Raw genomic sequence first — 21,086 nt, forward strand, 5'->3', positions numbered from 1 at the left:
GCTAGAACCTAGAGTCGTGTCGAGATCAACAACTGTGTGAGGGGGAGGGCGTTGAGGGACCTGAGCATCGGCGAGGTGGCGCGGCGCAGTGGGCTGAGCGTGCACGCACTGCGCTTCTACGAGCGCGAGGGCCTGTTCGCCAACCCGGTACGCCGCCTGTCCAACGGCCGCCGGATCTATCACGAGGAAGACCTGGAGTGGCTGGCGATCTGCACCAGGCTGCGCTCCTCCGGCATGTCGCTGGCCATGATCCGCCAGTACATCGACCTGGTCCGCCGCGGCCCGGGAAACGAGCACGAGCGCCTTGAGGTGCTGCGCCGGCACGCAGACCACGTGGAGGCGCAGATCCGGGAACTGCAGGAGACGCTGGACGTGATGCGGTACAAGGTGCGGATCTACGAGGACCACCTCGCCCGTGGCGAGGCCGACCGGCTCTGGAATCCGTCCCACCGCGACACCGCAGGGACCGAGGCCGGCCAGGAGTGCCGACCGCCTGAAGGGGCATGACGGCCGCCATGACCGCCGCTACGGGGCGGATCCGGCGCCTTGCCCGACACGGCGTCGGGCAAGGCGCCGGGCCGGCACCCGGTCCTCTCGGTCAGTCGACCCGTACGACGCCCGAGGCCGTCGTCTGTGCTCCGACGCCGTCCGAGGCGGCGGAGGTCAGCCGCCAGGTGTAGGCGCCGGTCGCCACCGGGGTGCCCGCGTCGGAGGTGCCGTCCCAGGAGACGCGTACGGCGCTGAGGGTTTCTCCGCCCGTCCAGGTGCGCACCACCTCACCGGTCTCGCGGTAGGTGAGCGTCACCCGCCAGGACGCCGCGGGCTTGGAGAGCCACCACGCGGCGGCCCACCCGGCGCCACCCTCCTGGACCAGTGTGCGAGGTGCCGCGGTCCGGGCGACGCGCAGCGGGGAGACTTCCCGCTGCGGCGCGGTGACGTGGACGGTGTCGTCCGCGCCGACCCAGGCGAGCTTCCCGGCCCCCGGGTCCAGGGTCCAGGTGGTGCCGCGCCCGTCCCCGTCCGCGGGCTGCTTCAGGCCGGTGACGGTGCCCAGGTCGGCCGTGGTGCCGTCGCCTCGCAGCGCGGTGAGGCGCAGGTCGCCGGACCCGTCGCGGTGCGCGAGGAAGCGGTCGCCCAGGAGGACGCCCGAGGCCGGGGCGGGGTAGGTGTGCCCGGTCGCCAGGTCGCGCACTCCCGCCGCGTCCTGGGAGGCGCAGCTCCAGTAGAGGAGGCTGCCGCTGCGCTGGAGTTCGTCCGGGACGCACGGGGTGCCCAGCGCGACGGTGTCGGTCACGTTGCCGGTGAGCAGGTTGATCACCTTCACCGTGCCCGGGTTGCTCAGGGCCGGCTTGAGCAGCCACTTCTGCTCCAGTACGGCGGCCTGCGCGCGCTGTTCGCGGACGACGACGTCGCGTGCGGTGTCCACGACGTACTGGCGTCCGGCCGCCTCGTACAGGACGAACTCCGGTGCCGTGTCGACGATCCGGCCGCCCTTGCCCGGCAGGGTGAAGCTGTCCGCCGGGTGCTCCGGGTCGTCGCCGGTCACGAGCACGTCGGCGCCCGTGTCCGGGTCCTGGACGAGGCGGGCCAGGCCCTCGTCGGTTCCGTCGGCGAAGCGGCCCGCCGCCGTGCCGGGGAGGTCGGCGAGCGCCGCCCCCTTCACCGGGTCGAGTCCGGCTCCGACGCCCGTGCCGTGCAGGGTCTCCTTGCCGGCCAGGGAGTTGACGTACCGGAGGCGCCCGCGGTCCAGGCTCAGCGCCTGGATGTGGCCGTCCGCCGTCTTGGCCCGGGGTACGTCACGCAGGAGCAGGTCGAAGACGAGTCCGGAACCGTCCACGCTGAAGTGGTGGATGGCGCGCCTGCCTTCGGCGTCCTTGCCGAGCGCGACGAGCGAACCCCCGCCCTCGGAGCGCAGGAACGTCGTCTCGACCTCGCTCAGCAGCGTCCGCCCGGTCTCCGCCCCGGCGAAGGGGGTGAGGCGCAGCGGCCCGCCGTCGCCCTCGCGCCAGAGCACGTTGCCGCCCACGACGAAGGACGTGACCTCGCTGTCGGCCGATCGCGTGGCGAGCGGTACGACGCGGGGGGCGGCCGCCATGTCGGCGCGGTCCATGACCCGCACGCCCGGCTCCCCGCTGCGGGTGAACCAGCTGACGGTCTCCTGCGTGATCCGGAAGCTGCTCGCCTCGCCGGTCACGGGCAGCGGCTCGACGGTGCCGTTGTACGCGGTGAGGATGCCGTACCCCGGAGTGCCGTCGGCGGTGCGGTAGCCGATCAGGAGCCGGTTGGAGTGGGCGCCGAGCAGCACGGGCTCGGCGCCGGTGGTGGCTCCCGCGGGGAGCTGGACGACGGGGTCGTTCGCCGGGGCGCCGCCGCGCGCCACGCGCAGCTGGTAGCGGCCGTCGCCCAGGTCCACGGTGGCCAGCACCCAGCCGTTGGCGACCCGCGGGTTGAGGTAACCGGCGGGCACGGTGACGGTGTTGGTGAAGCCGGGGTCCTCGATGCCGACCCGCACGACGTCCGTGCCTCCGTCCGCGCGCGGCCTGAGGTGGACGACGCGGTTGAACTCGTCGTGGCCCCGGACGATCGCGTCCTCCGGTACGCCGTCGAGCTCCGGGAGGGGCTTGGTGGCCCTGTTGTACGTGTTGGTCCAGAGGTAGCCGCCGCCTTCGCGGTGCAGGACGCCCTGGCCGCCGGTCGCCAGCAAGGTCTCGACGCCGTCGCCGTACGCGTCCGGCGCGGGTACGAGGACCTCGGCCGACTCGGCCGCGTGAGCCGTGGCCGGCAGCACGACGGCCGTTCCCGCGGCGAGGACGGCGGCGATCGCCGCCGCGGTGGCGGTACGCCGGGTGCTGCTGGTGCGGCCGGTCCGGTGGGTTCGGCTGGTACGGCTGGTCGTGCGCAGGTGATGGAACACCTGACCCCCCAAGTGTTGACAGGCTAATTTCCCACATCTTGCTGTGAACGCGGTCAACACTACTAGCTGGCAACGCACTTGTACACGGAATTGGACGGCTCGTCGTGCGGCCTCCGCGGCTCCTCGCTCAGCCCGAAGCGGCGGTGGAGCCGGCGCAGCGGTCCCGGCGCCCACCAGTTGGCGCGGCCCGCGAGGCGCATCGTGACCGGCAGGAGGATGACGCGGATCAGGGTCGCGTCGACCAGGACCGCCAGCGCCGTACCGACGCCCAGCTCCTTGAGGAAGACGACGCCGCCGGTCGCGTACACGGCGAAGCTCAGCGCGAGGATGCCGGCGGCTGCGGTGATCAGCGGGGCGCTGCGACGGATGCCGGTGACGACGGCCCGCTCGGTGTCGCCGGTCCGCTCGTACTCCTCCTTGATGCGAGCCAGCATGAACACCTCGTAGTCCATGGACAGGCCGTAGACGACACAGAACATCAGCACCGGAATGCTCGGTTCGATCGAGCCGGTGGGGGTGAAACCCAGCACCGAGGCGAAGTGGCCGTCCTGGAAGACGTACACGAGGCATCCGAACATGACCGACAGGCTCAGCAGGTTCAGGACGGTCGCCTTGGCGGGCAGCAGCACGCTGCCGGTGAGAAGGAACAGGATGACGAACGTCGCGGCCAGGATCAGGCCGACGACGAGCGGCAGCCGGTCGAGCAGGGTGGCGCGGAAGTCGGTGGTCTCGGCGGGATAGCCGCCGACCAGGACGCCCGGCGGCCCGTCGGTGGTGCGGACGCGTTCGACGAACGCCGGCACGTCTCCGTACATCGCCTGCTGGGTGGGGACGACGGCGAGCAGCGCCGCGCCGCTCTTCCCGTACGTGGGCGGCTCGACCCGGAAGACGCCCGGGACGCGGGCGAGGTCGGAGGCGTACGAGGCGAGCGCGCGCCGGTCCACGGGCGCGCGGACGACGACCTGGACGGTGTCGGTCGGCTCGGCGGCGAACTCCCGGTGGACGATCTCCGAGGTCGTACGGGCCGGGGCGCCGGCCGGCAGGGTCCGTTCGTCCGGCAGCCCGAAGCGCAGGCCGAGGAGCGGCGAGCCGGCCAGCAGCAGGACGCCGAGGACGGCGGCGCCGCTGAGGGCGGGGCGGCGCAGGGCCCGCAGGGCCGTGCGGTGCCACAGGCCGCTCGCGGCGGGCGGCGTCGCGCGTTCCATGCGGTGGCCCCAGCGGGCGAGGGCGGCGGGCAGCACGAGCACTGCGCCGCCGACCGCCGTGAGGACGACGAGGATGCCCGCGTAGGCGAAGGAGCTGAGGAAGAAGAAGGGGAAGACGAGCAGGGCCGAGAGCGAGGCGGCCACGGTGACACCGCTGAACACGACGGTGCGCCCGGCCGCTGCCGTGGCCCGCACGACGGCTTCGGGCTGAGGACGGCCGGCGGTGCGTTCCTCGCGGTAACGGGTGATGAGGAAGAGGCTGTAGTCGATGCCCAGGCCGAGCCCCAGAACGAGCGCGATGTTGGCGGCGAACGTGGAGACCTCCGTGAACCGCGCCAGCAGGCGCAGTCCGGCGAGGGTGCCGACGACGGCGAGCAGCCCGGTGCCGACGGTGATCAGCGCGGCGGCGGTCCGGCGGTAGACGAGGATCAGGAGCAGGACGACGGCCGGCAGGACGATCACCTCGGCGGTGAGGAAATCGGCGCGCGCCTGCTCGCCGACCTGGCGGGAGATCTCCTCCTGTCCGCCGACCTGGACGGTGAGTTCGGGTGTGGTGCGGGTCAGGAGCGGCGACAGCGTGGCGAGTTGGGCGCGGGTCTCGGTGGCGGTTCCTTCGAGGCGGACGAGGATCAGGGCACGCCTGCCGTCCTTCGACCGCAGGGCGGGGCTCCGGTCCTGCCAGTACGCACGGATGTCGGTGACGTGCGGCAATGCGGCGACCTCGGCGGCGAGAGCACGCGCGGCACGGCCGGTGGCCGGGGCGTCGACGTCGCCGCCCCGGGCGGTGACGAGGAGCGCGAGGTTGGGGTTGCCGGTGGTGAAGTCTTCGCGCAGGACGCGGGCCGCCTCGACGGACTCGGTGCCGGGGGCGTCCCAGCGGGCCAGGTCGAGATCGGCCTGGGCGCCCGCGCCGTAGAAGCCGAGGCCGAGGAAGAGGAGCAGGGCGGTGACGAGCACGGCACGGCTGCGGCGCACGGCGAGGGCGCCGAGACGGGTGAGGGGGCCGGGGTTCGGAGGCGGTTCTTGCTGCATGAGGCCACGCTCGGACGGCGTACTGACCGACCGCTGGAAGGCCCACTGGAAGACCCGCTGGAAGTCTCGCTGGAAGGCCCGCCGGATCCTCCGCCGGGTGTCCCGCCGGATGCTGCACCGGGTGTCCCGCCGGATGCTCCACCGGGTGTTCCGCCGGGCGTTCGGGCGCGCGGGTTACGCTCGACGCATGGCCGACACGATCCGCTTCGAACTCCTCGGACCTCTGCGGGCCTTGCGCGCGGAGGAGGAGATCCCGCTCGGGCCGCCGATGCAGCGGACCGTGCTCGCCGTACTCCTGCACCTCGACGGGAAGTCGATGTCGTTCGGAGGCCTCGTCGACGCCGTCTGGGGCGCCGAGCCGCCCGCGCACGTGAGGAACCTCGTCCAGAAGTACGTCTCCGGGCTGCGCCGCGCCCTGCGCGGGACCGGGCCCGAGCTGGTGTGGACGGGCAGCGGCTACCGGCTGTCCGGCGCCCGGGCCGACGACCTGCACGACCGGCGGGAACTGGTGCGGGCCGCCGTGGCGGCACGCGACAGGGGGGATCTGCACCGGGCGGGTGAACTGGCGGGCGCGGCGGAGGCGTTGTGGCGCGGCGAGTACGCGGAAGGGCTCGCAGGACCGTACCTGGAGGCCGAGCGGCGACGGTGGGCGGAGAAGCGGATGCTCGTCCTGGAGGCACGGCTGGAGGGCGGGATCGCCCTGGGCCGGTACGAGGAGTGCGTCCACGAACTGGTCAGGCTCGTCGCGGCGCATCCGCTGCGGGAGCGGCCGGCGGCACTGCTGATGCTGGCGCTGTACCGGGCCGGGCGCTCCTCCGACGCGCTGCTCGCCTACGAGGAGGCCAGGCGCCGGATCGCCGGGGCGATGGGCGCGGACCCCGGACCCGCTCTGCGCACCCTGCACGAGCGGATCCTGCGGCAGGATCCGGCTCTGCTGGGCGGGGTCGAGGAGATGGCCGGGCGCATGGCCGCCGTCTGACCTCGCCCTCTGACCTCGCCGTGCGACCTCGCCGTCTGACCCCGCCGTCCGACCTCGCCGTCCGACCTCGCCGTCTGACCCCGCCGACGGTCCGAACGGCAGTGAGGCGTGTCCCCCGGCGGTGCGGGGCTCCGGGCCGATCGCGTGCATCGTGGCCCGCTTCGGGGGCAGTCGCGGGACATGAAGCCGATCCACGACCAGAACCGGTCCTACTGGATGCAGACGGCCGGCCTGCCCTCGTTCGCTCCCCTGACCACCGACGCCGAGGCGGACGTGGCCGTCGTCGGCGGCGGGATCGCCGGGATCAGCACGGCCTGGGAGCTCGCCCGCGCCGGTCTCGACGTCGTCCTGCTGGAGGCGGACCGGCTCGCCTCAGGCGTGACGGGCCACACCACCGGCAAGGTCACCGCCCTGCACACCACCGTCTACGACACGCTGCGCACCCAGCGCGGGGAGGACGCCGCCCGCCTCTACGCGGAGTCCCAGAGCGCCGCGCTGGAGCACGTCGTCGACGTGGCCCGGGAACTCGGCACCGACTGCGACCTGGAGCGCCGGCCGGCCCTCACCTACTGCGAGGACCCCGAGGGGGTCGAAGCGCTGCGCGCCGAGGCCGAGGCCGCCCGGGCGGCGGGGCTCGACGCCTCCTTCGTCACCGAGACCGGCCTGCCGTACCCCGTCGCGGGCGCCGTCCGGGTGGAGAACCAGGCCCAGTTCCACCCCCTCGCGTACCTGCGCGGGGTCGTGGAGGACCTCGTCGAGCGCGGCGGCCGCATCCACGAGCACACGCGGGTCACCGAGGCGCACGGGGGCGCTCCCCGTCGTCTCACCACCGCCACCGGCGCCGGGGTGTCCGCCCGTCACGTGGTCGTGGCCACCCATCACCCGGTCTTCGACCACGCCCGTCTCGCCACCCGGCTCACCCAGCACCGCGACCTGGTGATCGCGGGCCCCCTGCCCCCGGACCAGGACCCGCAGGGCATGTACATCACCAGGGAGGGCGGCAAGCGGTCCGTCCGCACGACTCCGCTCGGCGACGGCGGCCGGCTCCTGATCGTCACCGGAGAGGCCTTCGCCCCCGGTACCGGCGAGGACACGGAAGCCGGGTACGCCCGGCTGCGGTCCTGGGCGCAGGAGCGCTTCCCCGGGTTCGAGGTGAGCCACCGGTGGGCGGCACAGGACAACAGCGCCACCGACGGCCTCCCCGTCATCGGCCGCATGCGCGCCGGCGGCGGGAACACCTACGTCGCCACCGGCTTCGCCGGATGGGGCATGACCGGCGGGGTCCTGGCCGGACGGCTGATCGCCTCCCTGGTCACGGAGACCGAGGACCCGTGGGCCGCACTCTACGACCCCGGCCGCGCCGGTGCCGTCGTCGGGTCGGCGTCCACCTTCCTCAAGGCACAGTGGGACACCGGCAGGCACTTCGTCAAGGACCGCCTGGACACGCTGGGGCGCGGTTCGAACGGTCCCGTCGACGAGCTGCGGCCGGGCGAGGGCACCGTGGTCCGGGCGGGGGGCGGGCCCTGCGCCGTCCATCGTGACGACCAGGGAGAGCTGCACGCCCTCTCGGCCGTCTGCACCCACATGGGCTGCGTCGTCGCCTTCAACAACGGCGAGCGGACCTGGGAATGCCCCTGCCACGGCTCCCGCTTCGGCATCGGCGGCGAGGTCCTCCAGGGCCCGGCGCTGCGGCCGCTGGAACGGCGCGATCCCGCGGAGCTGGGCCTGGACCGGGGCCCGGACCCGGCCCTGGACCCGGACGGCAGCCCGGACGCGTGAGCGGCACGGCCGGGGCCACCGGCGGCTGCCGGTGGCCCCGGAGTGCCCGGTGAGGGCGGTCGGTGAGGATGAGGGTGGTCGTGCTCAGCTCTTCTTCCCGCGTGTCCTCTGCTTCGCGCGGGGCTCCTCCTGGTCGGGAAGGGACTTCGCCTGGTCGGGAGGCGTTCCGCCGCCCTCGCCACCGCCGCGTTCGCCCTTGTCGGTGCCGTGCGGCCTGCCGGCGCCGCGGCGCTGTTCCTCCGACTGGCGGGCCTTGAGCGCCGCGCTGTCCTGCGGTGTGGCGGCGCCCCGGCCGCTGCGCCGCTGTTCACGTCCCTGGGGGTTGCTCATGGTGACCTCCTGCCGTCGCGAGGGGCGCTTCGTCCGGCGTGTGACCGGTCCGGGCGGAATCATTCGTCCGGACCGGGCCGGGGTTCCGGTGCCGGTTCCGGTTCTGGTTCCGCTTCCGTTGTCGGTCAGCGCATGCGCAGGCCCGGGAAGCCGGGCGGGAGGGGCGTCGTGGCGTCCTCGGCGCGGGCCACCACCCAGGCCGCTCCGTCGACGACCACGGACGGACGGGCGCCGTGCTCGGAGCGGCGGCGGGTGAGCGCCGCGCTGACGTACGAGCCGGCGTCCGGTACGGGCAGGCGCAGTGTCTCGGCCATCGCGCGGCCGCGCGCGTTGCCCGCGAGGAGCAGCACGCCGTCCTCGCGCAGCGCCGCGCCCGCGAGCCGTACCACCGGGTCGAGGACCTGGTGCCGGCGACGCCGGTCGTGGATGAGGGGCCGCAGGGCGGTGCCGGGCACGGTCCGGAACCTGACCCGGCGGAAGAGCTCGGCCACCCGGCCCACGTCGTCCGGCTGGGACAGGACGGCCTCGCGGGTCCATGCCGTGAGGGTGAGGAGGACGTTCTCGGGGAAGGGGGCGTCGCGGTGCAGCCAGGCGACGGCCCCTGGTGCCCCGGCCTCGTTCCGTCCCCGTACCAGCCACGCCGACCACCGGGCGCGCGCGTCCTCCGCGTGCAGGAACAGCGACATCGTCCCGTCGGGCCGGGCGGCCGCGGTGGGCCGGCGGCGGCCCTCAAGCGACACGGAGACGGTGAACGGGACCGCTCCCTGCGGTCGTTCCCAGATCAGGCCGCCGGTCGGGCCGCCGGTGGGGCCGTCGGTGGGGCGGCTTCTGAAGGGGAAGACGCTCGCTTCGAGGGCCTGCTCGATCTCGCCGACGACGCGCGCGCGTTCCCGGTCGTCGAGTTCCGCCGGGTCGAAGCGTCCCGTGGCACGCGGGTCGAGGACGGTGTCGAGGGCGTCCCGGAGGATGCCGGACAGAGTTCCGCCCCCAGGGTCGAGGTTGTTGAACACCCGGGCGAGGCCGAGGATGTCGGCGTCGTACGCGGAGAGGTCGACGAGCGGCGTGAGGATGACGCACACCACCTCGCCCGAGGCGCTGTGGACCTCGCGCGGCAGGTACGACTCTGCCAGCTCGCCCCCGTACGCCTCGTCCGAGAGGCCCGCGAACGCCTCGGGCGACACGCACAGCACCACGTCGTCCGGGTAGTTGGCGCGCACCTTGTCGAACTCCGCGGAGCGGAGCATCATGCGCGTGTACTCGACGCCCACGTCGCCGGCGGCCTCGGCGACGACGGGTCCCCGGTGGACGGCGAGGCGCACGGCGGCGCGCTCGAGGCGTAGCGGCAGCCGCTCGGCGAGCGCCTGGACGAGCCGGGCGATCGGGACGGAGCCGTCGACGAGCAGCACGAGTTCGTCGCCGAAGGCGTGGGACTCGAAGCCGGCGGACCCGACGTAGTCGAGGTCCGCGATCAGCGCCGCGACCGCCGGGGCGAGCAGAGCGACGGGGGTGGCGGCCCGGACGGCGATGACGATGCGGTCGCGCGGGGCGCGCAGAGAGCTGAGCAGCTCCCGTGCCGCCTCCCGGGTGGCGGGATCGTCGGTGGTGTCGAGCAGTGTCAGGGCACGGTCGATCGAGGTCCGGGCGTCCTCGGGACGGCCGAGGCGGAGCATGGCGTCGGCGGTGCGGAGGTGCAGTCGCGCCGCGTCGACGGTGCACTGCTCCGGAAGGGCGAGGAGCAACTTCCGCTGGACTTCCAGGCGTTCGCGGTGCGCTCCGGTCGCCGCCAGTGCCTGTTCGAGACACTGGAGCGCCTCGCGGTACTCCGCCGAGGCGGTGCCGTCGAAGCGTTCCACCGCGTCCTTGGCCCAGTCGACGGCCTCCCGCGCCATGTCAGGCCTTACGGCGAGCGCGAGTTGGGCGTGGAGCAGCGCGGCCAGGCCGTGGATCCGCTCGTCGGCTTCCAGGACGTCGGCACTCACCTGGTGGAGCAGCCTCCACGCGCCCTCCGGCTCCCCCGCAAGCTGACGGGCGTGCACGAGCGCGAGCAGTGCCCTCGCGGCGGTTCCTGTGAGGCGGGCCCCGCCGACCCTGGCGAGTCTGATCGCGGCGCCCGCGAAGCGGTTGCGGTGGAGGAGAGAGGCTCCCAGGTCGCGGAGAAGCAGCAAGGTGTCGGCGTCGAGGGCCGGGTGTTCGAGGGCGTTGGCGACCCACGCGTCGGGATCGGCGGCCGGCACCGGCTCGACGCCGAGGATGTCCGGCAGCGCGCTGTCGGGATGCCGCTCGCGGTACAGCGCGGCGGCGGCCTGCCGGTGGAAGGCTCCGATGCGCGCGCGGGCGATCTTGCGCCGTTCGTCGTAGGCAGCCAACCTCACAACCTCGTCGTAGACGACCGAAGGAAGGACGTACCGGCCGCGCCGCGCGTGCTCCAGGAGACCTTGGCGGACCAGCGCTTCGAGCTCCTGGGACGTGACGGAGGCATCTCCCGGCAGGACGGCCCGGGCCTCCTCGAAGGTGAATTCCCCCTCCGTTACCTCCGCGAGGCGGAACAGGGTCAGGGCGCGCCCGCCGTCGAAGCTTTCGAGCCAGCGGCGTACGGCAGCGGCGGGATCCGCCTGGGGCCGGCGTACGCCGGCGGGGTGTCCGGGCCGTTCGGCCGATACCGTCTGGTGGGCGATGAAGAGCACCGCCTCTGCGGCGACGTCCAGGTCAGGCGATCCCATCGCCGAGCCGAGGATACGCAGGGACAGCGGCCACCACAGGCCCCGCCGTACCGGCTCCCCCGTCCTCGCGCCCGCCGCCCGCAACAGCCGGGAGGCGTCCTCGCCTTCCAGGGGCGGCAGCTCGACCACCAGCTGGTCCGGCAGGTCGACGGTCGGACGTCCGCGGGCCGTCACGAACACGGCACAGCCTTCCGGCAGGCGGGCCGCGAGCATGCCGACGTACTCCTCGTTCTCCGCCTGGTCGAGGACGAGGAGTACGCGTCGTCCCCGCAGTGCGGCGGCGACGGCGGCCAGGCACTCGGGCGGGTCGTCGCGGGTCACCGTGTCCGGGTCGCCGCCCAGGTCGGCGAGGAGACCGAGCAGTGCCGTTCCCCATGGCACGGGGCGCCGGCCGGACGCCCGGAACGGCACGAAGAAGACGCCGTCGGGGAACTGCGCGCGCACGCGATGGGCCAGGGTCAGGGCGAAGGCCGTGCGTCCCGCGCCGGCGATGGTCTGTTCGACGGTGATCCGTACGAGCCGCCGCCGGTCCTCGGCGATGGCCTGGGCGACGGATTCGAGCAGGTCGCCGTGGCCCACGTACGGCTCCGGCGCCGGCGGCAGGTCCGCCACGCCCGCCCCCGCCGCGTCCGCCCCCGCCACGCCCGCCCCCGCCGCGTCCGCGCCGTCGGCCGGCTCGGCCTCCGGCTCGGCCAGCCCCAGCAGCTCCAGCGTCCGGCGCGACGCCCGTGCGAAGGCCTCCTTCTCCGCCGCCAGGGCCTGCGGGCCCCGCCCGTCGTAGGCGACCGACGGCAGCCGGGTTCGGCCAGTGCCGCGGGAGGCGATGTGGTCGTCGAGTGCCTGGTGGAGGGCCCACACCTCGTGGGCCGGGAGGTGTTCGCGCAGGACCTCCCGGGCCTCCGGCGGCAGCGCCAGCTCGACGGTGCCGCCGCGCTCCTCCGTGACGGCGAAGACGCCGCTGGTGACGGCCTCGGCCACGTCGGCCACCGTCGCGTCCGGGACGAACCTGGCGCGCACGAGGTGCAGCAGGCGCAGGCTCAGCCGGTCGAAGGGGGCGCAGAGGACGGTGAGCCGGGCCGCGCGCGGGGACGCGGTGCGCAGGAAGCGGCGGGTGAGTTCGGCCGGCGGGAGCGGGGCCGCCGTGGGGCGGGCCGGGCCCGGGGCGGTGCGGCCGGTGGGCGGGACGAGGACGGCCGTGCAGCCTGCCGGGTCGCCCCGCATCAGCGTGTCGGACCAGCGGCCGAGGGAGTGCGGGGTCAGGGAGAGGACGGGGACGGGCAGCCAGTCGCCGTCGGCTCCCGCGGTCTCGCTTCCCGGGGCCAGGAGCGGCGGCTCGACCGGCACGCGGCTGCGGTGGGTGCCGGGTGCGGCCGGTGTGAAGCGGGTGGTGGGCAGGTTGAGGCCGCCGTGCCGCCACAGTTTCGTGGGCAGCGGGTTGAGGAGGGCGGTGGGCTGGGCGCCGGCCCACTGTCGGAGCAGGTGCCAGACCTCGGGCCGGCGCCAGGCGCCGGCCATGCAGTCGGAGATCACGACGACCAGCCGGCGGCCGTCGGCGGCGCGCAGCGGGCCGGGTGCGCGCGGTTCGCCGGCCGCGTCGAACGTGAGGTCGGTGACCTGGAGGGTACGGAAGGCGCCGAGGCGGTCGAGGACGGTCGTGAACTCGGTGACGGTCTCGGCCCAGACCCGCATGCCGGGTGAGCGGTCGACGACCAGGACGAGGTCGAACCAGCGCTCGGGCGCGGCCTTGAGCACCGGGAGCAGTTCGCCGCTGCGGGCGTAGCCGTCCACGGTGGCGTCGATGTCGAGGGTGCGGCCGCGGCCTTCGGGCCAGCGCCGTTTCCAGGGGCGCAGGGCGCGGGTGAGTTCCAGGGCGCGTGGCAGGCCGCCGGTGTGGGGGGCGGCGACGGCCCGGCCGGGGACCGGGGTGGCACTGCCGGGGAGGCGTTCGTGGAGGGGGCGGGTGGCGGTCGTGGCGTCGGCGGCCGGCGGCGGCTGCGGTGCGGCGGGTGCCGCGGGCCGGTCGTCGCGGGAGCTGGGGGCGGGCGGTTCGGGGGCCGTCCGTTCCGGCCCGTCGTGGGCGGGGCCGGCGGCGTCCCGTACGGGCCGGGGTGCGGCACCGTCGGGGCCGGCGGCCCGGTGGGCGGCCAGCCACAGCGCCTCGGCGAGCGCGGTGCCGTCCAGTTCGGGGACGGCGGTGCGCAGCGCGGAGAGCAGCCGGGGCAGCGGATCAGGCATGCGAGAGCTCGCGCAGGATGAGGTCCTCGACGGCCCGGCGTCGTGCCTCGTCGGGTGCGTCGGTGCCGGAGAGCAGGTGTACGGCGTTGAGGAGCTGGTCGACGGCGAGGCTTTCCCCCGCGCCGAGGCGGTCGAGGAAGGTGCGGACGAGCCGGCCGGCCTCCGGGGTCCCGGCGGTGCCCGCGCCCATGTGGGCCTCGACGATGCGCAGCAGGGTCTCGGGGGTGGGCAGGGGCATGGTGAAGCGGACGCAGCGGCGGAGGAAGGCGGCGGGGAAGTCGCGTTCGCCGTTGCTGGTCATGACGATGAAGGGGAACTCGGTGCACTGCACCCGTCCGCGGTGGATCTCGTGGTGCCGGTCGCCCTGCCATTCGCGGACGGCGACGACGTCGGTGCCGTAGCGGGCGAGTTCGGGGATCTCGAACTCGCCGCGTTCGAGGACGTCGAGGAGGTCGCTCGGCAGGTCGAGGTCGCTCTTGTCGATCTCGTCGACGAGCAGGGCGCGGGGCCGGTCGGCGGGCAGCAGGGCGGTGCCGAGCGGTCCCATGCGCAGGAAGGGCGCGATGTCGTCGCCGCCCGCGGGGCCCTGGAGGCGCTGGGCGTGGATGCGGCCGAGGGCGTCGTAGCGGTACAGGGCGTCGGTGAGGCCGCTGCGGGAGGTGATGTGCCAGCGCAGCACGGTGCCGAGGTCGAGTTCGGCGGCGACCTGTTCGATGACCGTGGACTTGCCGGAGCCGGCGGGGCCCGTGACGAGGAGCGGGCGGCGCAGGGCGAGGGCGGCGTTGACGGCCTCGACGAGCCCGGCCGGCGGGACGAACTGGCGGTGCAGCGGGCGGCGCGGGAACTCGCGCCACGGCGGGGCCGCGGGCAGCGCGACGCGGTCCTCGGCGGACGCGGGCGGGTTGCCGTGGCCCGCGTAGTAGGGCTGCCAGGTCATGCGTGTTCCTCCGGGTGCTGTGCGTGGTCCTCGCGGTCGAACCAGGTGCAGAAGTCCAGCCACTCGGGTCCGTCCCAGACGGTACGGAGGCCGGCGAGGTGATGCGGTCCGGCGGCGCCGTCGGGCGCGGGCCGCTGTCCTCCGGGCGTGGCGCAGGCGCTCCACTTCTCGCGGTAGGCGCGGCTGAACTCGCCGGGCAGCAGGTGCCAGTGGGCGTCGACGGAGCGGCGCACGCGGACGGGCACGGGCTCGTCGCCCGTCGCGTCGGCCTGCTCGTCGCCGGGCCACAGGACGATGGGCGAGGAGGCGAGCAGGGTCTCCATCAGGCCCGTGAGCTGGGCCGGCCGGTGGGCGAGGGCGACGGCGCGGGTGCGGGGCGCGCTCATCAGGCGGGCGCGCAGTTCGGCCGCGCGGCGGGTGTCGTCCTCGCCGAACCAGTCGACGCGGCTGCCCTCGCCGTGCTCGTCGATGGCCTTGAGGATGTCGCGGGCGTGGTCGTTGATCCAGAACAGGTGGTCGGGCGGCCGTATCCGGTCGCTCCAGCGCAGCACGACGTCGTACAGGGCGCCGAGCCGCATGCCGAACTCGGCCTCTTCGGGCCGCCAGGTGGCGAGCAGCGGGGCGGGCGCGGCGATCTCCACCCGGCGCAGCGGCGCGTCGAGCGCGCGGGCCTGCCGGGAGGCCCAGCGCAGCACGGCGACGAGGGCGCGCTCGGTCCCGGCGCGGTCCTGGTCCGCGCAGGCGAACTCCTCGCGGTGCCGCACGTTCCCGTCGTCCAGGAGCCAGGCCTCGAGGGTCTCGGGCCATTCGTCGCCGATCGCGGAGTGGAGGCTGACGACGAGCCGGAGCCGTAGCTCCGCGGTGCGTTCGGCGAGCCGCGCGAAGGCGTCGTTGAGGTCGATGACGGCCCCGGTGTCCTTCGCCCAGGCCCGCAGCGCCGGGTCCTGCGGCTCGACGCCGGTGTCCCGGGCGAGGCGGGCGACGAAGGCGGCGAGCGGGGCGGTGCGGCTGCGTCCGGCGCGCGGGGCGCGCAGCAGCAGGTGTTCGACGGCGTCGCGGAGGAGTTCGGTGCCGGTGGAGTCCGGGAGCGCGGTCGCCGCGGGTGCGCCGGCGGTCTCGACGGCGGCGAGGGTACGGCGCAGCAGCGTGGTGGTGAGGTCGGCGCCGGGCCAGGCGTCGAGCAGGGCGAGGGTGCGCGCGGCGTCGCGCAGGGCGTCGAGGACCCCGCGCGCCCAGTGGCGTTCGGGACCGGGCAGCTCGGGCAGTCGGACCCGCAGGGCGTCCAGGTCGCGCGGATGGACCACGGTGTCGGCGAGCGGGAGGCAGCTGGCCGGCCCCGTGCCACCGGTGGCGCCGCCCGGGTGGCCGGCCGCACCCGGAAGACCACCGCCCGGGTGGCCGGCCGCGCCCGGAAAACCCCCGCCCGGGTGGCCGCCCGTGAAGCCGGCCGCGCCCGGAAGACCGTCGCACGCGCCCGTGGAGCCGCCCGCTCCCGCGAGAACGCCCTGCCCGCTCGCATGACTCGCGCCCGCGGGATCGCTCTGGCCCGCGGGATCGCTGCCCTCGCCCACGGGATCGGCCTGGCCCAGGTGATCGTCGGGGCCCGTGTACGCCAACGACCTGAAAGCGTGGGCGAGTTCGGCGCGGGCGATGGGACCGAGCGGGGAGCCGGCGACCGCGGCGGCGTGCCGGGCGTTACGGGCGAGCCACAGCGGCCCGGCCGCGAACGCGGCGCCGTCGTAGTCGACGTAGTGGACGTTCTGGCCGACGGCTCCGCCGTCGAGTCGTACGGCCTGGGCGACCGCCGCGCCGGTCAGGATCTCCCCGGCGTCCGCGACGCCTTCCTGGAGCACCTTGACGACGGTGGTGCTGAACCGCAGCGCGTACGCCTCCTCGTCGGCGGCGGCGCCCATCAGCAGCGACAGGCGCGTGTCGCCGCGCCGGATGCCGTTGGCGAGGGACGGCAGGTCGGGGAGGGCGTTGCCGGCGTGGCAGGTGTCGACGAGGGCGACGAGCCCGTCGAGGCCCGTGGTGTCGAGCAGCCCGCCGAGCAGTGAGCCGACGTCGACGGCGCTCAGCGGGTCCTCGGCGCGCGAGTCCCCCGCCATGTAGTAGAGCTGGGTGCCGGCGGCCATCCCGTGGCCCAGGAAGGCGAGGACCAGGACCGCCCCGGCCTCGGCGGCGGCGCGGCCGGCCCGCCGTACCGCCTTCTCGACGGCGTCCTGGGTGAGCCCGGGCCCGTACAGCAGGGTCGGGCCGTGCGCCGGGTCCTTGGCGCAGGCGCCGGCCCACGGTGAGACGAGGGTGTCGTGCAGGGCGTGGGCAGCCGGTTCGAGGCCGGCGAGCACGCCGAGACCGGGGCACTGGGCCCCGATCACCAGCACGTGCCGCGGTGTGCTCATCGCTCCGCGAGGGTGGTGAGCGCCTCGACGAGCGGCCCGGCGACGGCCGGCTGCGCCAGGTACTTGGCGGCCGGGTGCACCCAGGCACCGTCGGAGTCGACGCGGCGGCTGGCGGGGACGACGGCGGCGGCGTTCGGCCGGACGAAGTCCTCCAGGCGGGGCCGGGCGGCCACGAGGTCGTCGCGGTCCCAGAAGTTGAGCCAGCGCCCGACGGTGCCGGGAGTGCCGAGCGGGTGCGGGCGGACCCGTGGCATGACGGCGGTGCGGATGCCGAGCGGCGAGCCGAGCGTGACGAGCAGCGGCACGTCGGCGGCGTGTTCGTGCAGCGTCTCCAGGGCGACGACGGTGCCGAGGGAGTGGGCGACGACGACGTTGGGTCCTTCGGGGTCGAGGCTCGCGGCGACCCGGGCGCGGATCCGCTGGTCGAGGGTGGTGCCACCGTCGGGCTCGCCCCGGTTGAGGTAGCGGGCGACCTGGCCGAGCATGCCCGCGGTGACGCGGGCGGTGAGCCAGCCGCCGAGCGAGCGCAGACCCGGTACGGCGAGCAGGCTGGTGACGGCGTTGACCACGCGTCGTGCGGGTGCGCCCGCGCCCTGCGCCCCGGCGGGCGGGGCGAGCCGGACGCGGGCGGCGCGCAGCGCGTCGGCTTCGGCGGGGCTCGGCGGGGACGGGTCAGCGAGCCGTTCGTCGACGGCTTCGAGGAGCAGGGCGGCGAGCAGCTCGTCGTCCTGCTCCCGCGTGGTGCCGGCGGGCCCTCCGGGCGCGGCTCCGCCGCCCTGCGCCTCGGCGGTACGGAACAGGTCGCCGTAGTACGCGAAGCGGGCGTCCGCCGCCCAGCCGCCGGTGAGGGCGGAGACCTGGGCGGAGTGGCCGGCCGCGCGGGCGCCCGCGGCGACCGCGCGCAGCCATTCGTCCAGTTCGGCGGCGGCGTCGCGGGGAGCGCCGATGCCGTGGACGAAGACCAGGCGAGGCTTCATTGCTCCCCCGTTCGACATGGTGTACCGGGTGATCCTGACCGGTACGGCGGCGCCGGAGCAAGCCGCCTTGGGCGGACCGTCAGGTCTCGGCCAATCTGGGCCAACTCCCTTGGGCGGCCTGGCGGGATGCTTGCGGTCCGAGGCCGCACGGCCGTCGCCCCGCCACCTGCACGCGCCGCCCCCGCGCCCGCGCCCGTCAGTGCCGGTCGGCTCCGCCGACCATCCCCTCGATGAGGGCGAGCGCGTCGTGCGCCGCGTACTCCTTGGCGAGGGCGGCGGCCCGCTCCCGGTACGACGGCGTGCCGAGCACGGTGTCGACGGCGGCACGGAGCCGGTCGTCGGAGGGGTCGCCGGTACGGAGGTTGAGGCCGCTGCCGCTCCATTCGACGCGGGCCGCGACCTCGGGCTTGTCCTCGCTGTCGCCGCCGACGACGAGTGGGACGCCGTGGGCGAGGGCGGCCTGGGTGCCGCCGTAACCGCCGTTGGTGACGAGGAGGTCGGCGAGCGGGAGGAGGTCGGCGAAGGGCACGAAGCCGGCGACGATCGCGTTGCCGGGCACGGTGTCCAGGTGCGCGGCGATCCGCTCGGCGGCGTCCGGCCGTCCGGTGGCGGCCACGACGAGGACGTCCTCGCGGTCGGCGAGCGCGCGGACGGTCGGGACGACGAGCCGTTCGAGGTCGGTGTTGGCGAGCGTGCCCTGGGTGGTCACCACGATCCGCCGGCCCGCCGCCCGGGCCCGCTCGAGTTCGGGCCACCAGGCGGGCGGCTCCTGGCCGGCGGTGGCGGGGATCGGGATGGCGCCGACGAACCGGACGCCGGCGGGCTGGTCGCTGCGCGGGTACTCGAAGCCGGGGACGGTCAGTTGGAGGAAGGTGTCGGCCGAGTCGGTGAGCGTACGGCCCAGCGGGCCCTCGGGCAGGGTCACTCCGGCCGCGGCGAAGCAGGAGCGCAGATGGCCGACGAGCGGGGCGCGCTGCTCGGCCATGCGGGCGGCGATGGCCGCGTACTCCGCCCGCTGGGCGTCGTCGACGGGCGGCAGCAGGCCGAGCACGTGCGGCGCGGTGTCCCGGCTCTCCACGCCGAGCGGCGAGATGCCGACGCTGTACGTGGCGGGCCGGCGGTCCGGGGCCGAGCCGAGGGAGAGGGCGACGCCGCCGAAGAAGAGGTTGTCGTAGAGGACGGCCGTGGCCGGGAAACCGTCCAGGATCTCCTGGAGGGCGCGGTGCTGATGGGGCGTCGGGTTGCCGAAGACGTGCATGACGTCCCACATGGTCTGCGCGGGCCCGGCCGGGACGCTCGCGCGCTCGGGGAACCGGGCCGAGAAGTCCCGGTCGTCGTAGTCCGCCTCGGGCGGCAGGGCGCGGAACTCGGGCCCGGCGGCCCGTACGTCGTCGGCGAAGCGGGCGCCGCCGAGGAAGACGACCTCGTGGCCGGCCGAGGAGAGGTGGCTCGCGATGCGGAGCAGCGGGCCGTGGTGACCGGAGACGGGTGTGGCGGCGACGAGGATTTTCGCCATGGTGAGGTTCCCCCTGGATGCGAATGAGTCGGTGCGGGTGGTCGCTGTGGTGGATGGTGAGGTGGTTGGTGAGGTGGATTGCGCGGTGGTGGCTGTGGTGGAGGGTGAGGTTGTTGGTGAGGTGGTCGGTGCCGTGGTGCGGGGCGTAGCGGGTGTGCCTCGGTGACGCGCGTAGCGAGCGTACGAGCTGCGGAAACGGAGGAGCGAAGGGTTGGCCGGGCGTGGCGCGTCGGCCGGTCAGGCCCGTGACTTCCAGCGTCTGCCCTTGGAGGCGGCGCGCTCGTCGAGCAGCCGCCGGTAGTGCCGGGCGCGCTCGCCGTCGATGTCGAGCCGATCGATGACGGTGGCGACGGAGTCGGCGACGTGCGGGCGCCCGTCGAGCCCGATCCGCACGAGCGGCCAGAGGCCTTCGGTGACGGCGGCACGGACGCGGTCGGTGATCTCCGGCGGGGCGAACTCGGCGGTGGCGATCCGCCACAGCGCGTAGACGAGTCCGTCCCGCGCGAGGGCCGACGGCTCGCCGGAGAGCGCGGCCATGACGACGCCGACGGCCGCCGGGGTGCACGCGAAGACGTCGCCGTCCCATACGACGTGCCCGTCGAGGTCGTACCCTCGCAGCTCATTCTCCGTCCCGGCCGTCAGGATCGCCTCGAACAGCAGCGGCATGTGCCCGGCGTCGTCGCCGCAGCCGCAGGCCAGCGCGGTCCAGTCGTGCCGGGCCAGTTCCTCCTTGACGAACTCGTCGAGCTCCGTCACGCGCCCTCCCCCTCGCCCCTTCCGTCCCCGAGCCCCACCTTCTCATCCCTCTCCTCCGGCCCGGGACAATACGAGGCGTGAAGATCACCGCACGCGAGCTCAACCGGGCCACCCTGCACCGCCAGCTGCTCCTGGAGCGCGCGCCGTTGGGCGTCGCCGACGGGGTGCGGCGGGTCGTCGCGCTGCAGGCGCAGCAGCCCGGTTCGCCGTACGTGGCCCTGTGGAACCGGCTCGCCGGCTTCGACCCCGCCGAGATGGACGCGGTCCTCGCCCGCCGCGAGGTGGTGAAGGCGACCCTGATGCGGATCACGCTGCACGCGGTGCACGCCGAGGACTACGGGGTGTTCCGGCGGGCGATGCAGCAGACGCTGTACGGCTCACGGCTCGGTTTCCGGTTCGCGGAAGCCGGCCTCACGCCGGCCGACGCCGAGGAGCTGTTGCCCGGGTTCCTCGCCTTCGCCGAAGTGCCGCGCAGCAGCGCGGAGATGAAGGGCTGGCTGGAGGAGCGGGTGGGGGCGGAGGCCCGGGACGGCGCCTGGTGGGGGCTGCGCGGGTACGCGCCGCTGCACCACCATCCGACCGGCGGGCCCTGGTCGTTCGGCGACCGGCCTTCGTACGTGACGGCGGGTACGGGCTTTCTGCCGGCGGGCCGCGAGGCCGTGCCGGAGGCCCTGCGGGAGCTCGTGCTGCGCTACCTGGCGGGCTTCGGGCCGGCGTCGGTGGCGGACGTGGCACAGTTCGCCATGGTGCAGCGGACGCCGGTCCGCCGGGCGCTGCGCGAGCTCGACGGCGTCGGCGGAGTCGTGGAGCGGCTCGAAGGGCCGGACGGCGCGGAGCTGTTCGACCTGGTGGGCGCGGAGCGGCCGGCCGGTGACACGCCGGCGCCGCCGCGCCTCCTCGGCATGTGGGACAGCGTGCTCCTCGCGTACGCGGACCGGAGCCGGGTGATCCCGTCCGAGTACCGGCGCGTGGTGACGAGGATCAACGGCGACGTGCTGCCGACCCTGTTGGTGGACGGCCGGGTCGCGGGCGTGTGGCGGCCCGTCGAGGGCGGGATCGAGGCGACGGCGTTCCACGGTCTGCCGGAGCCCGTGTGGGAGGCGCTCGCCGAGGAGGCGCGGGCGCTGTACGCGCTGCTCGCCGCGCGCGAGCCGCGGCTGTACGGGCGGTACGGCCACTGGTGGGCCAAGCTGCCGGAAGGGCGGGTGCGGCTGCTGCCCGGATAGGGTCCGTGGTCCGTGGCCTCTCGGCGGGCTTCGCGTGGCCCGGCGCGTTTGCGTGGGTCGGCCGGACCGCGGCGGGTC

General features: G+C 74.9%; 13 protein-coding genes. 4 read left to right on the forward strand and 9 right to left on the reverse strand.

Annotation, left to right across the window (positions count from 1 at the left end; translation table 11 throughout):
• Positions 1-51: 51 nt before the first annotated feature.
• Positions 52-507, forward strand: coding sequence for a MerR family transcriptional regulator (locus ACFWJO_RS17620; RefSeq protein WP_386866013.1), 456 nt, complete (start codon positions 52-54; stop codon positions 505-507).
• A 91-nt stretch (positions 508-598) separates the two neighbouring features.
• On the opposite strand, the gene ACFWJO_RS17625 is transcribed toward ACFWJO_RS17620, so the two are convergent.
• Together ACFWJO_RS17625 and ACFWJO_RS17630 are read right to left on the reverse strand one after the other, a co-directional pair.
• The gene (locus ACFWJO_RS17625) at positions 599-2,926 is read right to left on the reverse strand and encodes a FlgD immunoglobulin-like domain containing protein (protein WP_386866015.1); all 2,328 of its coding nucleotides are present in this window, start codon (positions 2,924-2,926) and stop codon (positions 599-601) included.
• 50 nt (positions 2,927-2,976) lie between these two features.
• Positions 2,977-5,151, reverse strand: a complete 2,175-nt coding sequence (locus ACFWJO_RS17630; RefSeq protein ID WP_386866017.1) for an MMPL family transporter — start codon at positions 5,149-5,151, stop codon at positions 2,977-2,979.
• Here ACFWJO_RS17630 and ACFWJO_RS17635 point away from each other — a divergent pair.
• Positions 5,150-6,130: a BTAD domain-containing putative transcriptional regulator gene (locus ACFWJO_RS17635; RefSeq protein ID WP_386866019.1), complete on the forward strand. Its 981-nt coding sequence runs from the start codon at positions 5,150-5,152 to the stop codon at positions 6,128-6,130. The two genes, ACFWJO_RS17630 and ACFWJO_RS17635, sit on opposite strands and share 2 nt — an antisense overlap.
• Before the next feature lie 180 nt (positions 6,131-6,310).
• The gene (locus ACFWJO_RS17640; RefSeq protein WP_386866021.1) at positions 6,311-7,909 is read left to right on the forward strand and encodes an FAD-dependent oxidoreductase; all 1,599 of its coding nucleotides are present in this window, start codon (positions 6,311-6,313) and stop codon (positions 7,907-7,909) included.
• Between the two features lie 84 nt (positions 7,910-7,993).
• Here ACFWJO_RS17640 and ACFWJO_RS17645 read toward each other — a convergent pair whose 3' ends face one another.
• From ACFWJO_RS17645 to ACFWJO_RS17675, 7 genes are all read right to left on the reverse strand, one after another.
• Positions 7,994-8,239, reverse strand: coding sequence for a hypothetical protein (locus tag ACFWJO_RS17645; protein ID WP_386866023.1), 246 nt, complete (start codon positions 8,237-8,239; stop codon positions 7,994-7,996).
• A 125-nt stretch (positions 8,240-8,364) separates the two neighbouring features.
• The gene (locus tag ACFWJO_RS17650) at positions 8,365-13,194 is read right to left on the reverse strand and encodes a NaeI family type II restriction endonuclease (RefSeq protein ID WP_386866024.1); all 4,830 of its coding nucleotides are present in this window, start codon (positions 13,192-13,194) and stop codon (positions 8,365-8,367) included.
• Positions 13,187-14,131 (reverse strand): AAA family ATPase, encoded by a 945-nt coding sequence (locus ACFWJO_RS17655; protein ID WP_386866026.1) that lies wholly within the window; start codon positions 14,129-14,131, stop codon positions 13,187-13,189. Before ACFWJO_RS17655 ends, ACFWJO_RS17650 begins: the two co-directional genes overlap by 8 nt.
• Positions 14,128-16,533, reverse strand: coding sequence for a hypothetical protein (locus tag ACFWJO_RS17660; protein WP_386866028.1), 2,406 nt, complete (start codon positions 16,531-16,533; stop codon positions 14,128-14,130). The genes ACFWJO_RS17655 and ACFWJO_RS17660 overlap by 4 nt, the downstream gene beginning before the upstream one ends.
• On the reverse strand, positions 16,530-17,510 hold the full coding sequence (locus ACFWJO_RS17665) for an alpha/beta hydrolase (RefSeq protein WP_386866030.1): 981 nt from the start codon (positions 17,508-17,510) through the stop codon (positions 16,530-16,532). Before ACFWJO_RS17665 ends, ACFWJO_RS17660 begins: the two co-directional genes overlap by 4 nt.
• A gap of 196 nt (positions 17,511-17,706) precedes the next feature.
• The gene (locus ACFWJO_RS17670; RefSeq protein ID WP_386866032.1) at positions 17,707-19,026 is read right to left on the reverse strand and encodes a glycosyltransferase; all 1,320 of its coding nucleotides are present in this window, start codon (positions 19,024-19,026) and stop codon (positions 17,707-17,709) included.
• A 237-nt stretch (positions 19,027-19,263) separates the two neighbouring features.
• Positions 19,264-19,782 carry a hypothetical protein gene (locus ACFWJO_RS17675; RefSeq protein WP_386866034.1) on the reverse strand — a complete coding sequence of 173 codons (519 nt, stop codon included), beginning with the start codon at positions 19,780-19,782 and terminating at the stop codon, positions 19,264-19,266.
• 77 nt (positions 19,783-19,859) lie between these two features.
• Here ACFWJO_RS17675 and ACFWJO_RS17680 point away from each other — a divergent pair, with 77 nt between their 5' ends.
• Complete coding sequence (locus ACFWJO_RS17680; protein WP_386866036.1) at positions 19,860-21,008, forward strand: winged helix DNA-binding domain-containing protein; 1,149 nt, start codon at positions 19,860-19,862, stop codon at positions 21,006-21,008.
• The last annotated feature ends 78 nt before the right edge of the window (positions 21,009-21,086 follow it).

It is taken from the genome of Streptomyces sp. NPDC127092, from assembly GCF_042722475.1.
Classification (GTDB): domain Bacteria; phylum Actinomycetota; class Actinomycetes; order Streptomycetales; family Streptomycetaceae; genus Streptomyces.

What these genes read in the sequence shown, in the direction of transcription:
- ACFWJO_RS17635 (WP_386866019.1), top strand. Translation starts at nt 5,150, where the DNA reads ATGAGGCCACGCTCGGACGGCGTACTGACCGACCGCTGGAAGGCCCAC.
- ACFWJO_RS17630 (WP_386866017.1), bottom strand. Translation starts at nt 5,151, where the DNA reads ATGCAGCAAGAACCGCCTCCGAACCCCGGCCCCCTCACCCGTCTCGGC.
- ACFWJO_RS17640 (WP_386866021.1), top strand. Translation starts at nt 6,311, where the DNA reads ATGAAGCCGATCCACGACCAGAACCGGTCCTACTGGATGCAGACGGCC.
- ACFWJO_RS17645 (WP_386866023.1), bottom strand. Translation starts at nt 8,239, where the DNA reads ATGAGCAACCCCCAGGGACGTGAACAGCGGCGCAGCGGCCGGGGCGCC.
- ACFWJO_RS17650 (WP_386866024.1), bottom strand. Translation starts at nt 13,194, where the DNA reads ATGCCTGATCCGCTGCCCCGGCTGCTCTCCGCGCTGCGCACCGCCGTC.
- ACFWJO_RS17655 (WP_386866026.1), bottom strand. Translation starts at nt 14,131, where the DNA reads ATGACCTGGCAGCCCTACTACGCGGGCCACGGCAACCCGCCCGCGTCC.
- ACFWJO_RS17660 (WP_386866028.1), bottom strand. Translation starts at nt 16,533, where the DNA reads ATGAGCACACCGCGGCACGTGCTGGTGATCGGGGCCCAGTGCCCCGGT.
- ACFWJO_RS17665 (WP_386866030.1), bottom strand. Translation starts at nt 17,510, where the DNA reads ATGAAGCCTCGCCTGGTCTTCGTCCACGGCATCGGCGCTCCCCGCGAC.
- ACFWJO_RS17670 (WP_386866032.1), bottom strand. Translation starts at nt 19,026, where the DNA reads ATGGCGAAAATCCTCGTCGCCGCCACACCCGTCTCCGGTCACCACGGC.